General features: G+C 71.7%; 14 protein-coding genes. 10 read left to right on the top strand and 4 right to left on the bottom strand.

Translation table 11 applies throughout. The features are described 5' to 3' along the window. The first annotated feature begins 64 nt into the window (after positions 1-64). The 3 genes from ACDF64_RS10080 to ACDF64_RS10090 all read left to right on the top strand — a co-directional run bounded on the left by ACDF64_RS10080 (position 65) and on the right by ACDF64_RS10090 (position 3,666). Positions 65-2,554, top strand: coding sequence for a DNA polymerase III subunit gamma and tau (locus tag ACDF64_RS10080; protein WP_394550923.1), 2,490 nt, complete (start codon positions 65-67; stop codon positions 2,552-2,554). Between the two features lie 3 nt (positions 2,555-2,557). After that, positions 2,558-3,154: a recombination mediator RecR gene (gene recR, locus ACDF64_RS10085; protein WP_394550925.1), complete on the top strand. Its 597-nt coding sequence runs from the start codon at positions 2,558-2,560 to the stop codon at positions 3,152-3,154. Positions 3,155-3,309: 155 nt separating this feature from the next. Then, entirely contained in the window at positions 3,310-3,666 is a 357-nt protein-coding gene (locus ACDF64_RS10090) for a nuclear transport factor 2 family protein (protein WP_394550926.1), read from the top strand. A gap of 36 nt (positions 3,667-3,702) precedes the next feature. Here the strand turns inward: ACDF64_RS10090 and ACDF64_RS10095 are convergent, their stop codons facing one another. Next, complete coding sequence (locus ACDF64_RS10095) at positions 3,703-4,194, bottom strand: hypothetical protein (RefSeq protein WP_394550928.1); 492 nt, start codon at positions 4,192-4,194, stop codon at positions 3,703-3,705. A gap of 169 nt (positions 4,195-4,363) precedes the next feature. Between ACDF64_RS10095 and ACDF64_RS10100 the strand changes: the two genes are divergently transcribed. The 4 genes from ACDF64_RS10100 to ACDF64_RS10115 all read left to right on the top strand — a co-directional run bounded on the left by ACDF64_RS10100 (position 4,364) and on the right by ACDF64_RS10115 (position 9,781). Beyond that, positions 4,364-5,638, top strand: coding sequence for an aspartate kinase (locus ACDF64_RS10100; protein WP_394550929.1), 1,275 nt, complete (start codon positions 4,364-4,366; stop codon positions 5,636-5,638). A gap of 201 nt (positions 5,639-5,839) precedes the next feature. Beyond that, positions 5,840-6,895: an aspartate-semialdehyde dehydrogenase gene (locus tag ACDF64_RS10105; RefSeq protein ID WP_394550931.1), complete on the top strand. Its 1,056-nt coding sequence runs from the start codon at positions 5,840-5,842 to the stop codon at positions 6,893-6,895. A gap of 85 nt (positions 6,896-6,980) precedes the next feature. Then, the gene (locus ACDF64_RS10110) at positions 6,981-8,633 is read left to right on the top strand and encodes a sensor histidine kinase (protein WP_394550932.1); all 1,653 of its coding nucleotides are present in this window, start codon (positions 6,981-6,983) and stop codon (positions 8,631-8,633) included. After that, complete coding sequence (locus ACDF64_RS10115) at positions 8,630-9,781, top strand: diguanylate cyclase domain-containing protein (RefSeq protein ID WP_394550933.1); 1,152 nt, start codon at positions 8,630-8,632, stop codon at positions 9,779-9,781. Before ACDF64_RS10110 ends, ACDF64_RS10115 begins: the two co-directional genes overlap by 4 nt. A gap of 7 nt (positions 9,782-9,788) precedes the next feature. Here ACDF64_RS10115 and ACDF64_RS10120 read toward each other — a convergent pair whose 3' ends face one another. Next, positions 9,789-10,460 carry a hypothetical protein gene (locus ACDF64_RS10120; protein ID WP_394550934.1) on the bottom strand — a complete coding sequence of 224 codons (672 nt, stop codon included), beginning with the start codon at positions 10,458-10,460 and terminating at the stop codon, positions 9,789-9,791. A gap of 176 nt (positions 10,461-10,636) precedes the next feature. Here ACDF64_RS10120 and ACDF64_RS10125 point away from each other — a divergent pair, with 176 nt between their 5' ends. Beyond that, on the top strand, positions 10,637-11,743 hold the full coding sequence (locus ACDF64_RS10125) for a glycosyltransferase family 2 protein (protein ID WP_394550935.1): 1,107 nt from the start codon (positions 10,637-10,639) through the stop codon (positions 11,741-11,743). Next, positions 11,686-12,102 carry a hypothetical protein gene (locus ACDF64_RS10130; RefSeq protein WP_394550936.1) on the top strand — a complete coding sequence of 139 codons (417 nt, stop codon included), beginning with the start codon at positions 11,686-11,688 and terminating at the stop codon, positions 12,100-12,102. The genes ACDF64_RS10125 and ACDF64_RS10130 overlap by 58 nt, the downstream gene beginning before the upstream one ends. Positions 12,103-12,124: 22 nt before the next feature. Here ACDF64_RS10130 and ACDF64_RS10135 read toward each other — a convergent pair whose 3' ends face one another. Both ACDF64_RS10135 and ACDF64_RS10140 read right to left on the bottom strand, forming a co-directional pair. Further along, positions 12,125-13,081, bottom strand: a complete 957-nt coding sequence (locus tag ACDF64_RS10135; protein ID WP_394550937.1) for a response regulator transcription factor — start codon at positions 13,079-13,081, stop codon at positions 12,125-12,127. Positions 13,082-13,107: 26 nt separating this feature from the next. Beyond that, positions 13,108-14,400, bottom strand: coding sequence for a glycoside hydrolase family 6 protein (locus tag ACDF64_RS10140; RefSeq protein ID WP_394550938.1), 1,293 nt, complete (start codon positions 14,398-14,400; stop codon positions 13,108-13,110). Positions 14,401-14,545: 145 nt separating this feature from the next. Here ACDF64_RS10140 and ACDF64_RS10145 point away from each other — a divergent pair, with 145 nt between their 5' ends. Beyond that, the gene (locus ACDF64_RS10145; RefSeq protein ID WP_394555102.1) at positions 14,546-16,027 is read left to right on the top strand and encodes a malate:quinone oxidoreductase; all 1,482 of its coding nucleotides are present in this window, start codon (positions 14,546-14,548) and stop codon (positions 16,025-16,027) included. The last annotated feature ends 61 nt before the right edge of the window (positions 16,028-16,088 follow it).

Here is a 16,088-nt window from a genome sequence, read left to right on the forward strand (position 1 = left end):
GCCCTGCATAGTACGCCTCGAACAGCCGGATCCGGTGTCGGACGCGGCAACTAGCATGGGTTCCGTGGTCACCGCCCTCTACCGCCGATACCGGCCCGAGACCTTCGCCGAGATGATCGGGCAGTCGCAGGTCACCGAGCCGCTCATGACGGCGCTCCGCACCGACCGGGTGAACCACGCCTACCTGTTCAGCGGCCCGCGCGGGTGCGGCAAGACCACCTCGGCGCGCATCCTCGCGCGATGCCTGAACTGCGCCGAGGGCCCGACGGATGTCCCGTGCGGCGTCTGCCCGAGCTGCGTCGAGCTCGCTCGCGGCGGCGGCGGGTCGCTCGACGTCGTCGAGATCGACGCGGCGAGCCACAACGGCGTCGACGACGCCCGCGACCTGCGCGAGCGCGCAGTCTTCGCGCCGGCCCGCGACCGCTTCAAGATCTTCATCCTCGACGAGGCGCACATGGTCACGCCGCAGGGCTTCAACGCGCTGCTGAAGCTCGTCGAGGAGCCGCCCGAGCACGTGAAGTTCATCTTCGCGACGACCGAGCCCGACAAGGTGCTCGGCACGATCCGCTCGCGCACCCATCACTACCCGTTCCGGCTGGTGCCGCCCGCGCCGATGCTCGAGTACGTGCAGAAGCTCTGCGACGAGGAGGGCATCTCGGTCGAGCCGGGCGTGCTCGCGCTCGTCGTCCGCGCCGGCGGCGGGTCGCCGCGCGACACGCTGTCGCTGCTCGACCAGCTCATCGCCGGGTCCGAGGGCACGAGCATCGACTACGAGCGCGCGGTCGCGCTGCTCGGCTACACGCACGGCGCTCTGCTCGACGAGGTGGTCGAGGCCATCGGCGCGAAGGATGCCTCGGGCGCGTTCGCCGCCGCCGACCGGGTCGTGCAGACCGGGCAGGATCCGCGGCGGTTCGTCGAGGACCTGCTCGAACGGCTCCGCGACCTCATCGTCGTCGCGGCATCCTCGCCGCAGGCCGCATCGGCCGTGCTCCGCGGCGTGCCGGCCGACGAACTCGCCCGCATGGGGTCGCAGGCGGCGTTGTTCGGCTCGGCCGAGCTCTCGCGCGTGGCCGACCTCGTGAACCAGACCCTCACCGAGATGAGCGGGGCGACGTCGCCGCGCCTGCACCTCGAACTCATGCTCGCGCGCGTGCTCGTGCCCGCCGCGGCCGTCGGCGGTCGGGTCGCCCCGCCGGAGGCGCCCTTCGGTGGTCGAGTGGCGCCGCCGGAGGCACCCTCCGGTGGTCGAGTAGCGCCGCCGGAGGCGACGCGTATCGAGACCCCCGCCGCTGCTCCCACCCCGGCCCCCGCCCCGCGCCCGAAGCCCGAGGGCCCGGTCACCGCCGAGGTCATGCGCGAGTCCTGGCAGGACGTGCTCGATGCGCTGCAGCGCACGAAGCGCACCGCGTGGATGGCCGCGTTGCACGCGCACGTCATCGACTTCACGCCCGACGACGGCGTCCTCGTGCTCGGCTTCTCGAGCGCCGCCGACATCCAGGAGCTCAAGAGCGGTGCGGGGACCCAGAGCAACGCCGAACTCCTCCGGCGTGCGATCACCGAGGTGCTCGGCGTGCAGGTGAAGTTCATCCCGCGTCTGGTGAGCGGCCAGCCCGAGGGGGGTGCGCCGACGTCGAAGGCGCAGCCCGACCCCGCGCCTGCCGCCCCGGCTCCGGGCCCGGCTGCCGCCGGCGAGTCCGCAGCCGACTCCGGCACCGCGTCGGCGCCGACCCAGCCCGCCGGAGGTACTGCGAAGCCGGTCGGCGCGCCCGCAGAGGGTCGTCCGGCGCCCGACGCCGGCTCAGGTCCGGCGCGATCCGCACGCGGTAGGACGGCGCCCGCCGAGGAGGCTCGGCCGAAGCCGGCCGCGTCGGCGGCATCGGCCGCGCCCGCATCATCCGCAGCCTCCGCTCCGGCGGCCTCCGTCGACACGTGGGCCGTCGTCGCGATCCCCGGGGACGACCCGGTCGGCGCGCCCGACCCGGCGGCCTCCGGCCCGGAGTCCGCGTCGGCCGAGGCATCCACCCCGGCTCCGACCGCGACGGCGACGGCGACGGCGACCCTCGCGCGCCCGTCGGGCGCGTCCTCGGGGTCGGCCGGTCGCACCGCGCCCAACGGCACCGCGCCGAACGGCACCGCGCCCGACGCTCCGGACGGGTTCGGCGTCCCGAGCGACGCCGACGCGCCCCCGGAGGACGACGAGCCGCCCTACGAACCGGAGTTCGAGCCGGGGTTCGCCCCGACCGCGTCCACGCGCCCCGTGGCGGAGCCGGCGCAGGCCGTGACGGAGCCGACGCGCGAGACCACCGCGCCGCGCGCGTCCTCGTCGGGCCGCGCGTCCTCGTCGGGCCGCGCCGCGCCCAAGCGGAGCGCCGGAGCGGCGCCCGGCATCCAGCGGTACGGCGAGGCGGTCGTGCGCGACGTCCTCAACGCGCGGTTCCTCGAGGAGGTCGAGGCGCCCGCGGTGCCCGATCGCGGCCTCGGGGGCGGCGGCCTCGGTGGCGGCGGCTTCGGGGGCGGCGGCTTCGGCGACCGCGGCTTCGGGGAGCGTGGGTAACCCGTGTACGAAGGCATCGTCCAGGAACTGATCGACGAGCTCGGCCGACTGCCCGGCATCGGGCCCAAGTCGGCGCAGCGCATCGCGTTCCACATCGTGCAGACCGAGCACTTCGACGTCACGCGGCTCGCCGAGATCCTCCTCGAGGTGCGCGACAAGGTGCGGTTCTGCGAGATCTGCGGCAACGTCTCGCAGGAGGCGACCTGCGGGATCTGCCGGGACCCCCGACGGGACCCGGCGCTGATCTGCGTGGTCGAGGAGGCGAAGGACGTCGTCGCGATCGAGCGCACCCGCGAGTTCCGCGGGCTGTACCACGTGCTCGGCGGAGCGATCAGCCCGATCGACGGGGTCGGGCCCGACCAGCTCCGGATCCGACAGCTCATGCAGCGGCTGGCCGACGCCACGGTGACCGAGGTCATCATCGCGACCGACCCCAACCTCGAGGGCGAGGCGACGGCCACGTACCTGAGCCGACTGCTCTCGACGCTCGAGATCCGGGTCACGCGCCTCGCGTCGGGCCTGCCCGTGGGCGGCGACCTCGAGTACGCCGACGAGGTCACGCTCGGCCGCGCCTTCGAGGGCCGACGCGTCGTCGGCTGACGCCGACCGCGCCGGACCAGCCGCGCCGGCCCGGCCGCGCACAAGCCCCGCCGCGCGCCGGACGAGCCGCCCGGCCGCGCGCCGCGCCGCTGTGCATGCGCCGCGCATCGGCGCGCGCGCTTGACGTGGGCCGCGCCCGCGGCTGGACTGAACGCATGGCGAGCATGGCGGCGGAGTGGGTGGCCGGATACGTCCGAGCGTGGGAGACGAACGACCCCGCGGACATCGGGGCGCTCTTCACCGCGGACGCGAACTACCGCACGGCGCCGGATGCCGCGCCGCGACGCGGCCGCGATGCGATCATCGCCGGCTGGATCGAGGACGCCGACGAGCTCGGCACCTGGGCGTTCGACTGGCGCATCGTGCACGAGGTGCCGGGGCTCGCGTTCGTGCAGGGGCGCACCGTCTACCCCGCACGGGCCGACGACTACCTCAACCTGTTCGTCATTCGATTCGCCGACGACGGCCGCGCCTCCGAGTTCACCGAGTGGTACATGCCGCGACCGCACTGAGCCGCTCGAGCGCACTCGACCGGTCCGCGCGGGGGGCTACCGCAGCACCTCGACGAGCACGATCCAGGCGTGCAGGATGGCCGACCCGATCGCGACGAGCGAGGCCGCGCCGAGGCATCCGAGCGCCGCAGCGGGCGCGCCCGCGAGCACCAGCACGCCGCCGACGAGGAACAGGACGACCGCGAGCCAGCCCACCGCGGCCTTCGCCCAGCGCGGTCCGTAGCCCGGCCCCATCGCGTGGATCAGGCGCGTCGCGCGATACTCGAACACCGCGGCGAGCACTCCGGCGAACAGCACCTCGATGCCGTAGAACAGGGCGGTCTGGCCGGGGACGAGCCCGATCGCGGTCACGATGATCGCCGCCATGAGCGCCGCGAGCGACGCCGCGACCCGTCCCGGGAGGGACGGCGACTTCATGATCTCGGCGAGGTTGACCGACATCGCGACGATGAGCAGGCCTGCGAGGGCCGCGGTGGCGCCCAGCATCGCGACGTTGAACTCCGACCACGCGTCGAGCAGTTCGGACATGCCCGCAGGCTAGCCGGAACGGCGCCAGCGGGGCGGAGCCCCCGCCGTCGTCACATGGCCGGAGGGGAATCCGAGCGCACGTAAGATGGTGCTCGGCGCACGCCGGAGGCCCACGTCGCGCATCCGGCACCCGTTCCGCGCCGCGCACCCCACCCCCTCGGGAGACCACGTGAGCTTGATCGTGCAGAAGTACGGCGGGTCCTCCGTCGCGGACGCGGAGAGCATCAAGCGCGTCGCCAAGCGCATCGTCGAGACCCGCAAGGCGGGCAACGACGTCGTCGTGGCGGTCTCCGCGATGGGCGACACGACCGACGAACTGCTCGACCTCGCCGGCGAGGTCACGCCGATCCAGGCGCCGCGCGAGCTCGACATGCTGCTGTCGGCGGGCGAGCGCATCTCGATGGCGCTGCTCGCGATGGCGATCAAGGGCATGGGCCACGAGGCGCGCAGCTTCACGGGCAGCCAGGCCGGCATGATCACGGATGCCACGCACGGCGCGGCCCGCATCGTCGACGTGACCCCGGTCCGCCTGCGCGAGGCGCTCGACGAGGGCGCGATCGTCATCGTCGCGGGCTTCCAGGGCTTCAGCCGCGAGTCGCGCGACATCACGACGCTCGGTCGGGGCGGCAGCGACACGACGGCGGTCGCCCTGGCCGCCGCCCTCGAGGCCGACGTGTGCGAGATCTACACCGACGTCGACGGCGTGTTCACCTCCGACCCCCGCGTGGTGAAGAAGGCGCGCAAGCTCGACCGCATCACGAGCGAGGAGATGCTCGAGCTCGCCGCGTCGGGCGCGAAGGTGCTGCACATCCGCGCCGTGGAGTTCGCCCGCCGTCACGGCGTCACGCTGCACGTGCGCTCGTCGTTCAACAACACCGAGGGCACCATCGTCTACGACCCCTCGCGCAGTCCCGAAGGAGCAGAAGTGGAAGAGTCAGTCATCGCGGGTGTCGCGGTCGACCTCTCCGAGGCGAAGATCACGGTCGTGGGCGTCCCCGACAAGCCGGGTGTCGCGGCGAAGATCTTCAAGATCGTGGCGTCCACGCACGCGAACGTCGACATGATCGTGCAGAACGTGTCCGCGGCCTCCACCGGGCGCACCGACATCTCGTTCACGCTGCCGAAGGCCGAGGGCGAGAAGGCGCTGAACGCGCTGTCCGCCTCGCAGGAGGCGATCGGGTTCACGTCGCTGCAGTACGACGACCAGATCGGCAAGCTCTCGCTGGTCGGCGCCGCGATGCGGTCGGCGACGGGCGTCTCGGCGAAGCTGTTCGAGGCACTGTACGAGGCCGGCATCAACATCGAGATGATCTCGACGAGCGAGATCCGCATCTCGGTCGTGACCCGCGCCGACACGGTGCACGAGGCGGCGCGCGCGGTGCACGCGGCGTTCGACCTCGACGGCGACGAGGACGCGATCGTCCACGCCGGCACCGGCCGCTGAGCGCGCGCCGCATTCCCGCGAGGGCAGCCGAGCGCGCGCCGCAGCGGGGAATGTAGGACATATCCCGCCAAGTAGGACGGATGCGCTGCCATCCGTCCGGCACACAGGGAAATGTCCTACAAACTGGATTGGGAAGAGCACACGCGGAGCGGGCGGGAGCCCGCGCGAAGCGCAGGTGCAGGCACAGGAGCAGGAGAGAACGTGGGCAACGGAGTGAACATCGGCATCGTCGGCGCGACCGGCCAGGTCGGCGCGGTCGTGCGTCGCCTCCTCGAGGAGCGCGAGTTCCCGGTCGGGACGATCCGCTACTTCGCGTCGGCCCGCTCGGCCGGCACCACGCTGCCGTGGAAGGGCCAGGACATCGTCGTCGAGGACGCGGAGACCGCGGACCCGACCGGCCTCGACATCGCGATCTTCTCCGCGGGCGGCGCCACCTCGAAGGTGCAGGCGCCCCGCTTCGCCGCGGCCGGCGTCACCGTCATCGACAACTCGAGCGCCTGGCGCATGGACCCGGAGGTCCCGCTGGTCGTCAGCGAGGTGAACCCGCACGCCATCGACGAGGCGCGCAAGGGCATCATCGCGAACCCGAACTGCACCACGATGGCCGCGATGCCCGTGCTGAAGCCGCTCCACGAGGAGGCCGGGCTCGAGCGCCTCGTCGTCTCGACGTACCAGGCCGTGTCGGGTGCCGGCCTCGCGGGCGGCGAGGAGCTGTACGCCCAGGCCAAGGCCGCGGTCGAGCAGGACCCGCGCACGCTCGTGCACGACGGGGCATCCGTCGCGTTCCCCGAGGCCGAGAAGTTCCCGCGCACGATCGCGTTCGACGTCATCCCGCTCGCGGGCTCGATCGTCGACGACGGCGAGCTCGAGACCGACGAGGAGAAGAAGCTCCGCAACGAGAGCCGGAAGATCCTCGAACTGCCCGGCCTGCGCGTCGCCGGGACGTGCGTGCGCGTCCCCGTGTTCACGGGGCACTCGCTGTCGATCCATGCCGAGTTCGCGAACGCGATCACGCCCGAGCGCGCGGCCGAGATCCTGCAGGATGCTCCGGGCGTGGAACTCAGCGACGTGCCGACGCCGCTGCAGGCCGCCGGGAACGACCCGAGCTACGTCGGACGCATCCGGCAGGACCAGTCGGCCGAGGACGGCAAGGGGCTCGTCCTCTTCGTCTCGAACGACAACCTGCGCAAGGGCGCCGCGCTGAACGCGGTCCAGATCGCCGAGCTCGTCGCGGCGAAGCTCCCCGCCGCGGTCTGACCCAGTCCGGTCCGGGCGCCGCCGCGCGCCCGGGCCGTTCCGCGTCGTCCCGCCTGTCCCGACCCGGTGCCGATAGGCTTCGGGCATGGCGGGCTCGGGGGATGCCCAAGCGGCGCGACTGGTGACGACGATCGACCGGTCGGTCGTGCTCCAGGAATTGCTGTTCGGCCTGGCGATGGTGGTCGCCGCGTTCAGCATGCTCGTGCTCGTACCGGAGACGGTCGCGCTGCCCGTCTACACGGCCGGCTTCGCACTCGGCTCCGCGACGATCATCGCGACGATCCTCGTGCCCTGGTCGCGCGTGCCGAAGATGCTCATCATCGTCGTGCCGCTCCTGAACATCGTCTCGGTCGGGCTCCTGCGCGCGACCGATCCGTTCGCGAGCGCCCTCGGCATGCTGTGGATCTTCCCGGTGATCTGGCTGTCGACGTACTTCGGGGTGCTCGGGGCCTTCGTCGGCCTCGGCACGTGCGTCGCGTTCGTGCTCGGCCAGCAGTGGCTGGGCTGGATGCAGTCGGGCGAGCAGGTCGCGCTGCCGAGCGTCATGCTGCCCATCGCGCTCACGTTCGTCGCGGTGTCCTCGGTGCTCGCGAGCCGGCGGACCTCCTCGCAGCGCACGCTCGTGCGAGCCCAGGCACGCCAGCTCGAACGCTCGCTCGAGTACACGCGGCGACAGGAGGCGGCGCTCACCGAGCTGCTCGACTCCGTGGAGTTCGGTGTCGTCCGGATCGATCGCGACGGGCGCCGGGTCGTGGTGAACGAGGCCTACGCGCGCATGTACGGGCTGAACCGGCGTTCGATCGGCGAGTCGGTCGAGTCGGCGGCCTTCGCCGCCGACCTGCGCACGTTGATCCAGCCGGAGGACCGTCCCTTCGCCAGGGCCATGCGGGGCGAGGAGTTCGACGACGTCGTGATCTGGGTGCCCGACCCGGTGGGGAACCTCGCGGCGATCTCGGTCACGGCACGGGCGATCATCGCGGCCGACGGCGGCGCCGACGGCAGCGTGGTGGTGGCGCGCGACGTCACGGCGGAGCTCGCGGCGGTCCGTGCGCGGGACGACCTCATCGCGTCGGTCTCGCACGAGCTGCGGACGCCGATGACCTCGATCATGGGCTACGTCGAGCTCTCCGCGGACGAGCCGGGCCTGCCCGAGCGGGTCGGCCGGAACCTCGCGGTCATCGAGCGGAACGGGCAGCGGATGCTCGAGCTCATCGCGTCGATCCTCGAGGGTGCGCGGCACAACGACCAGCGCGCGCCCCTCGAACTCGCGGACGTGGACCTCGGGACCGTCGTGCAGGAGTCGGCCGAGTCGCTGCGTCCGCGCGCCGACGACCAGGGCCTCGTGCTCGACCTCAGTCGCTCCGCCGAGCACGTCGTGGTGCGCGGGGACGCCTTCCGGCTGCGCCAGGTGGTGGACAACCTGCTCTCGAACGCGATCAAGTACAACCGCCCCGGCGGCACGGTCGCGATGTCCGTCGCTGCGGACGGCCCGCTCGCGCGCGTCGCGGTGCAGGACTCGGGCCTCGGCATCCCGGCGGCCGAGATGCCACGTCTGTTCGACCGGTTCTTCCGGTCGTCGACGGTGCAGAAGGGTGCGATCCACGGCAGCGGTCTCGGCCTCGCGATCGCGAAGGACCTCGTGGAGGCCCATGGCGGGCGCCTGCTCGCGGAGAGCGAGGAAGGCGTGGGAACGACCATGACCATCGAACTGCCCGTCGCCGGGCCGGAGGCCGCATGATCCTCGACACGTACACGCTGTACATCTCGCTCATCGTCGTCACGAGCGTGACCGGCGTCCTCTTCGTGCTCGACGCCTTCCTCCGGCAGGCCGATGCCGCCGGGCGCGTCTGGGCGGTCGGGTTCATCGCGGGGATCGTGACGTCGTTCTGCCTCCTGGTCTACGCCGCGTACCCGAGTGCATGGTGGGCCGGCAGCGTCGCGCTCGGTGCGAACGTGCTCAGCATCGGCTCGTTCTGGAGCGGGTCCCGGGCGTACAACCGCCGTGCGGACCTGCTCTGGATCGCGCTGGTCGCGGCGGTCGCGACGGGTGCAGTCGAGGCCGTCCTGATCGCGCAGCCCGGCACCACGGCGGACCTGCCGCTCTTCGCGTTCGCGCTCATGACCGTCTTCGGCGCCCTCGCGATGTGGGAGAGCCTGCGCACGCCGATGCGGCACCACTGGACGGGCCGAGGCCTCAGCGTGGTGTTCGCGCTCGTGCTCGTCTACTACGGTGCGCGAGTCCTCGTGGGATTCCTCCAGGGACGGGATGCCGCGTCGATCCGGGGCATCCTCGGGCTGCAGACGGGTGTGCTCGTCATCATCTCCCTGACGATCGTCACGGGCGTGTGCATGACGATCCTGCAGAGCGAGCGCGTGCCCCGACTCGGGGATCGCAGCGCGGACGTCGAGTTCACGGCCGACGGCCTGCTCGTCGGGAACGAGTTCGAGGACCTCCTCGACGACTGGGCCGAACGAGCGCAGTTCCACGGGCATCCGATCGGGGTGATCTGGGTCGAGCTCGATGAGCAGCCGTCGATCGTCCGGGCGTTCGGGGCCGCGACCGCGGAGCGGCTCATCGGCGACTTCGCGGCGATCGTCCGCCGGCACGCCGACGTGTACGCGCTCGTGGCGGAGTCCGAGCCCGGCGCGGTCGTGATCGGCGGCCCCTATCGCGTGCTCCTGGACGCGAAGGATGCCGCGGAGGACATCCGTCTGGGGCTGCGGAACCAGCGGGTCGTGGCGGCCGAGGGCATGCACCTCACCGCGAGTCTGGGTGTCGCCGTGAGCGACCGCTACGGGTACGACGTCGGCCGGCTGATCTCCGAGGCCTCGCGGGCCGCGGCGGAGTCGCGCGTCGCCGGCGGCGACATGGTCACGGTGGCGTGATGGCGGGTCATCCGCCGGATTCGCCGTCGCCCTCGCCCTCGCCCTCCTCGTCGTCCGCGTCCTCGAGCGGCGCGATCGCGATGGTGAGCGTGTCGATCGCGGTCTGCTTCGCGTAGTCGGTCGAGGTCGGCGTGGACTGGACGAGCAGTTCGTACCGGATGGTGAGCGTGATCGAAGTCGCCGCGGGATCGACCGCGGGGACGAGGAACGTCTGGGTGTACGTGTACGGGTCGAGGATGAGGTAGCCGGGCGACACGGTCGCCTGGTCGAAGATGTACTCGATGCCGGGCAGTTCGCCTTCCGGGCCGTTCACGACCGGGACCATCGTCACGCGGTTGAGGTAGAGGCGCTGTCCGTCGGACGGGGTGAGGGTGCCGCGCAGCGACATGCTGAGCGGCTTGTTCACGTACGCAGTCCAGCCGTCCATCGAGAGCGTCGACCAGTAGTCGACCTCGAGGGCGACCGGGCCGACCGTCAACGAGCGGTGCAGGGAGCCCTCGGCGAGGTCGTTCGGCGTCGGCGTCGGCGTAGGCGTCGGCTCCTCGGTGACGCTCGGGGTGGGCGAGGCGGTCACCCACGGCGGCGCCTCGCAGGCGGCGAGGCCGAACGCGAGGGCGAGCGCGACCGCGCCGGCGCCCGCCGCGCGTCGTCGCGCCGCAGCCCGACCAGGTCGGCTCATCCGATGCCTTTCGGAATCCGTCCCTCGAGGCGATGGTGCGGCCTCGGGGAATCTTGAGGTGCCGTTGAGCCGACGCTATCGGATTTCCGAGCGAATCTCACGGAAGCCCCCCGAGACTTGAACATGTCGCGCAGCACCCTGCGTCGGCACAGCATCTTTCCTCAGGAGTCGTTCACATGGCCCAGGTCTTCACCGTCGCGCGCGGCGGCGAACAGGATTCGCACGCCCGCGAAACCGCGGACACCCTCCCGCCCGTCGAATCGGGCCTCGCGGCGGCGACCGAGTTCCTGCCGACCATGCGGGCCACGATCGGCTGCGTCATCCCCGCGTACAACGAGGAGGAGTCCATCCGCGACGTCCTCGAGTCGCTGATCGGCCAGACCCGGATGCCCGACGTGATCCACGTCGTCGTGAACAACACGAACGACCGCACGGTCGAGTACGCGGCCGAGTACGCCGGTGCGCACAGCCGCGTCGGCGAGGACGGCGTCGAGCAGTTCACCGAGGTGTTCGTGCACGACATCGGCAAGAACCCCGACAAGAAGGTCGGCGCGCTGAACTACGGCTACTCCCTGGTCGAGGGCCTGGACTACCTGCTCGGCGTCGACGGCGACACGATCGCCGACAGCCGCGCGATCGAGTTCCTCGAGGCCGAGATCGAGTCCGACAGCCGCATCGGCGGCATCTCCGCGATCTACACGATCGACGACTCGAAGATCGAGGGCACGATCGGCCGATTCCTCATCGCGGGCCAGCGCGCCCAGTTCGCCGCCTTCAACATGCAGAACATGCTGAAGGGCCGCAACATGGCGGTGCTCGGCGGGCAGTACTCGATCTTCTCGATGAAGGCCCTCTCCGAGGCCATGGCGGCGAACCACCAGCGGACCCCGTGGGTCAAGGACTCCGAGGTCGAGGACTCGCTGCTCTCGCTCCAGGTCAAGAGCGCCGGCTACCTCACGAAGATCAGCGCGCAGGCGCGTGCGGACGTGGGCGGCATGACCACGCTCCGCTCGCTCGACGCGCAGCAGGTGAAGTGGAACTACGGCGCGATCGAGCTCATGTGGCCGGGGCAGCGCGGCGACACGAAGGGCCAGCCCCTGCACCCGAACATGCGCCAGCGCTGGCTCGAGAACTTCTCGATGGCGGTCAACGGCCTCACGCGCATCCTGTTCATCGTGCTGCTGGCCGGCTCGCTGTCGATCGACGCGTTCGTCTTCATGTGGTGGTGGGTCCTTCCCCCATCGCGGCGACGCTGCTCAACCTGCGCACCGCGCTCTGGATGAAGAAGGTGAACGCGCGGGACATCCTGTTCGCGCTCCTGTACATCCCGGCCGAGATCTACATGTGGATCCGGCTGGGGCACTTCGTGCGAGCCTGGACGAAGTTCCTGAGCCGCAAGCGCGTCGACAACTGGGCCGCGCAGGCCAAGGCGGAGCGCGGTTCGGGATCGGCCTACCTGATCCCGATGGTCCTGGTCGGGGCGATCATCGTCGCGATGGTCGTGATCTGGATGATGCTGAGCCCGATGATCCAGTCGGCGATCCTCTGGGCCGCGTGGCCGGTGCTCGGGGTCATCACGGTGCTCCAGACGCTCGGCATGTTCTTCAAGCTGCTGCGCCGCACCCACGGCTACAAGGTCTGAGCGGATGCCCCGGCGGCCGACGTCACCCGTCGGCCGTCAGCCGGTAGCCGACGCCGCGCACGGTCTCGATCCAGGTCGGGTCGGCGGCGTTCTCGCCGAGCTTGCGTCGCAGGTTCGCGAGATGGACCTCGATGGCCCGCTTGTCCGCCTCGGTCACGGAGTAGTTGGTGACGTAGCTCTCGCCGTGCATCGCGAGCGCGAGGTCGGCCTTGCTGCGGACCCGGCGACGCGAGGTCATGAGCAGGTGCAGGAGCTCGAACTCCATGCGCGTGAGGTCGATCTCCTCGCCCCGGATCCGGACGAGGTGCATCTCGGGATGCAGCCGGAGGCCCCGGTGCTCGATCCAGCCGGGCTGGAGGTCGGAATCGGCCACCGCCGGCCGCACGGGCTCAGGTGACGCCGCGGCCTGCTCCGGCGCGACCGGCACCGCAGCCGGGGGAGCGGGCGGTGCGGGCGCGGGCGCCGCGGCCGCGACCGGTGCCGCGGTCGGCACGAACCCGACCGGGACCGTCGACGTCGACGGCGGTGCCGCGGGCACGGGCGCGGGCCCGGCGGCCGGGGCGGATGTCCGGCCCGGCGCGGGACCGCTGCGAGGCCGTCGCAGCATCGCCTCCACTCGCGCGCGGAGCTCGCGCGGCCGGAACGGCTTGGCGACGTAGTCGTCGGCGCCGGCCTCGAGCCCCATCAACGTGTCGATCTCCTCGCTGCGCGCGGTGAGCATGATGAGGTACGTGTCGCTGAACGTGCGGATCCGCTTCGCGGCCTCGACACCGTCGATCCCGGGCATGCTGACGTCGAGCGTCGTCACGGTCGGATTCCACTTGCGGACGGCCTCGACGCCGTCGAGGCCGTTGACGGCGCCGTGCGTCTCGAAGCCCGCCTGCTGGAGCACCTGCTCGAGGAGGTCGCGGATGTCCGCCTCGTCCTCGATCACGACCGCGACGCGACGGTCGTCGCCCGCCCTGGCTGCATCCGTCATTCCGTCACCTGTTCCCTCGCTCCGGGTCAGCGCCCGGCGTTCTCCACGAGCTCGATCGCTCCCTCGGCCCACCACTCGCCCGCGGGCGGACCGCCGTTGCACTCGCCGTCGCTCTCGCCGGGCGTCTTGATCCACAGGAGCGCGTCGACGACGTCGTCGATCGGGCCCTTCTGCGGATCCTCGCCGAGGGCGATGCCCGGCGGGTTGCACCACTCGGCATCGACGGCCGGGCCGTCCCCGTTGCGGGACACGTCGACGACCGCGTGGGCACCTCCGCCCAACTCGTCGGCCACCCGATGGGCGTAGGTGAGCTCCGAGTCGGTCGTGCGCATGTTCGAGACGTTCGTCGCGAAGCCCCGCGCGTGGGCGACCCCGGCCGCTTCGAGCAGGTCGGCCATCTCGCGCGGGGCGAGCCAGTTCGAGTGGCCGCCGTCGAGGTACACCGACGCGGTCGAGTTCTGCAGCGACCCGACCGCCGCCGAGATGAGCTCCGTCCGCCGCGCGGTGTCCCCGCAGGATGGCCCGAGCGCGAGCGAGTCGGGCTCCAGCACGATGATCGCCTGGCGTCCGCTGAGGCCGGCGGTGATCTCCTCGACCCACCGGACGTACTCCGCCTGCGTGGCGAGTCCGCCGGCCGACTGGCCCTGGCAGTCGCGCCCCGGCATCCCGTAGATCACGAAGCTCGGGACGGCCGCGGCATCGGTCGCCTGGGCGACGATGTCGCGCACCTCGTCGCCGACGGTGCCCGGCGGGAACTCCTCCGGGGTGAGCCAGACTGCCATCGGTCGGGCCGAGATCACCTCGGCGGCGTGCCGCTCGTCTGTGTCGACCGCGGCGTCGGCCGCGACCGCGGGGCTCGAGCCCGGGTCGACGAAGAGGTCCCGGCCGCCGTAGAGGGCGCCGCCCTGCTCGGGCTCGATCGAGGATGCGAGCCAGACGCCGATGGGGATGAGCAGCGCGGCGGCGAGCAGGATGATGAGGGTCGTCGTCCACCACGCTCGGTTGGGGCGCGGCGTGGACGCCTCGCGAACGTCCGGGGTTCGCCGGGGACCGCGGCGGATCGACGGGCCGGTGTCGGCGGCCCTGGTCGGTGCGCCGATGCGGGCCGACGGGCCCGTGCGCGGGGGCTCGGTGCTTCCGGCCGCGGCGCCGGCGGCGGGGTCGTCCGGCCGGGCCGCGTGCTCGCCCGGGACGTCGCCCGGGACGTCGCTCGGCCCGGTGCCGCCTGCTCCGCCGGCCGTGCCCGTGCGGACGACGTACCGGCTGTCGTCCCGCCGGTGCCGCGTCGCCGATGCGTCGTCGCGGGCGTCATCCGCCACCAGATCCTCCCCCCGGTGCATCCGATGCAGTCAGTCTAGGGTGAGGAGTCCTCAGGGGCGGGGATGCCCCGATGCGTCGAGTTCGCCCGATACCGCACGGGCGGCCGGTGGTCAAGGGCGGCTCCGCAGTCGACTTAGACTGGAAATCGTGCATTCAGACGAAACCGTCGACGTCGTCCTGATCGGCGGCGGCATCATGAGCGCGACGCTCGGGTCCCTCCTCTCCCGTCTCCAGCCCGATTGGAGCATTCGCGCGTACGAGCGGCTGGGCGAGGTCGCGCAGGAGTCGAGCAACCCCTGGAACAACGCCGGCACCGGCCACGCGGCGCTCTGCGAGCTCAACTACATGCCCGAGGCCAAGGACGGCTCGGTCGATCCCGCGAAGGCGATCTCGATCAACGAGCAGTTCCAGATCAGCCGGCAGTACTGGGCGCACCTCGTCGCGACCGGCGCGCTGCCGTCGCCTGAGCGCTTCATCAACACGACCCCGCACATGACCTTCGTGCAGGGCCGCTCGAACGTCGAGTACCTGCGTCGCCGCTACACCGCGCTCAAGGACCAGCCGCTGTTCGCCGACCTCGAGTACACCGAGGACCTCTCGGCGATCGCCGAGTGGACCCCGCTCATGGCGAAGAACCGCAGCGCGAAGCAGCGCGTCGCCGCGACGCGGATCGCCGCGGGCACCGACGTCGACTTCGGCGCGCTGACCCGGTTCCTCTTCGAGGACCTCGTGCGCCGCGGCGGCCAGGTGCAGACAAACCACCAGGTCACGGGCCTCAAGCGCGAGAAGGACGGCACCTGGCGACTGAACCTCCGCCACCTCGTCGGCGGCACGCCGAAGGTCGTGCGGGCCCGCTTCGTGTTCGTCGGCGCCGGCGGCGGCGCGCTCGCGCTGCTCCAGCAGTCGGGCATCCCGGAGATCAAGGGCTTCGGCGGCTTCCCGATCTCGGGCCAGTTCCTGCGGACCACGAACCCGAAGCTCGTCGCGCAGCATCAGGCGAAGGTGTACGGCAAGGCCGCCGTCGGCGCACCGCCGATGTCGGTCCCGCACCTCGACACGCGCGTGGTCGACGGCGAGACCGCGCTGCTGTTCGGCCCGTACGCCGGGTTCACCCCGAAGTTCCTGAAGACGAGCACGTGGTTCGACCTGCCGTTCTCGATCCGCTGGCACAACATCGGCACGATGCTCGGCGTCGGCCTCAAGAACTTCGACCTCGTGCGCTACCTCGTCTCCGAACTGCTCGCGAGCCGCGACAAGAAGGTAGCGGCGCTCCGCCGGTTCATGCCGACGGCGAAGTCCGAGGACTGGGAGCTCATCACGGCGGGCCAGCGCGTGCAGGTCATGAAGCACGAGGAGGGCAAGGGCGGCGTGCTCCAGTTCGGCACCGAGGTCATCTCGGGCGCCGACGGCACGATCGCGGGCCTGCTCGGGGCATCCCCGGGCGCCTCGACGGCCGCGCCGATCATGCTCGACGTGCTGAAGCGCAGCTTCCCCGACCGCTACGCGTCGTGGGAGCCGCTCCTGCGCGAGATGATCCCGTCGTACGGCACGAAGCTCAACGACGACCCGGCCGCGGCGGCCGCGTCGCTCTCGGAGACGGCGCGCATCCTGCAGTTGCAGGCATAGGCGTAGGCGGGGCGACCCGCGACGCGGGATCCGTCGGATGCGTTCGGATGCCCCGTGGCTG

The organism is Agromyces sp. MMS24-JH15, from assembly GCF_043518605.1.
Classification (GTDB): domain Bacteria; phylum Actinomycetota; class Actinomycetes; order Actinomycetales; family Microbacteriaceae; genus Agromyces.

Coding starts and splice junctions, on each gene's coding strand:
- ACDF64_RS10115 (WP_394550933.1), top strand. CDS start 8,630: ATGATCCTCGACACGTACACGCTGTACATCTCGCTCATCGTCGTCACG.
- ACDF64_RS10090 (WP_394550926.1), top strand. CDS start 3,310: ATGGCGAGCATGGCGGCGGAGTGGGTGGCCGGATACGTCCGAGCGTGG.
- ACDF64_RS10135 (WP_394550937.1), bottom strand. CDS start 13,081: ATGACGGATGCAGCCAGGGCGGGCGACGACCGTCGCGTCGCGGTCGTG.
- ACDF64_RS10095 (WP_394550928.1), bottom strand. CDS start 4,194: ATGTCCGAACTGCTCGACGCGTGGTCGGAGTTCAACGTCGCGATGCTG.
- ACDF64_RS10120 (WP_394550934.1), bottom strand. CDS start 10,460: ATGAGCCGACCTGGTCGGGCTGCGGCGCGACGACGCGCGGCGGGCGCC.
- ACDF64_RS10110 (WP_394550932.1), top strand. CDS start 6,981: ATGGCGGGCTCGGGGGATGCCCAAGCGGCGCGACTGGTGACGACGATC.
- ACDF64_RS10125 (WP_394550935.1), top strand. CDS start 10,637: ATGGCCCAGGTCTTCACCGTCGCGCGCGGCGGCGAACAGGATTCGCAC.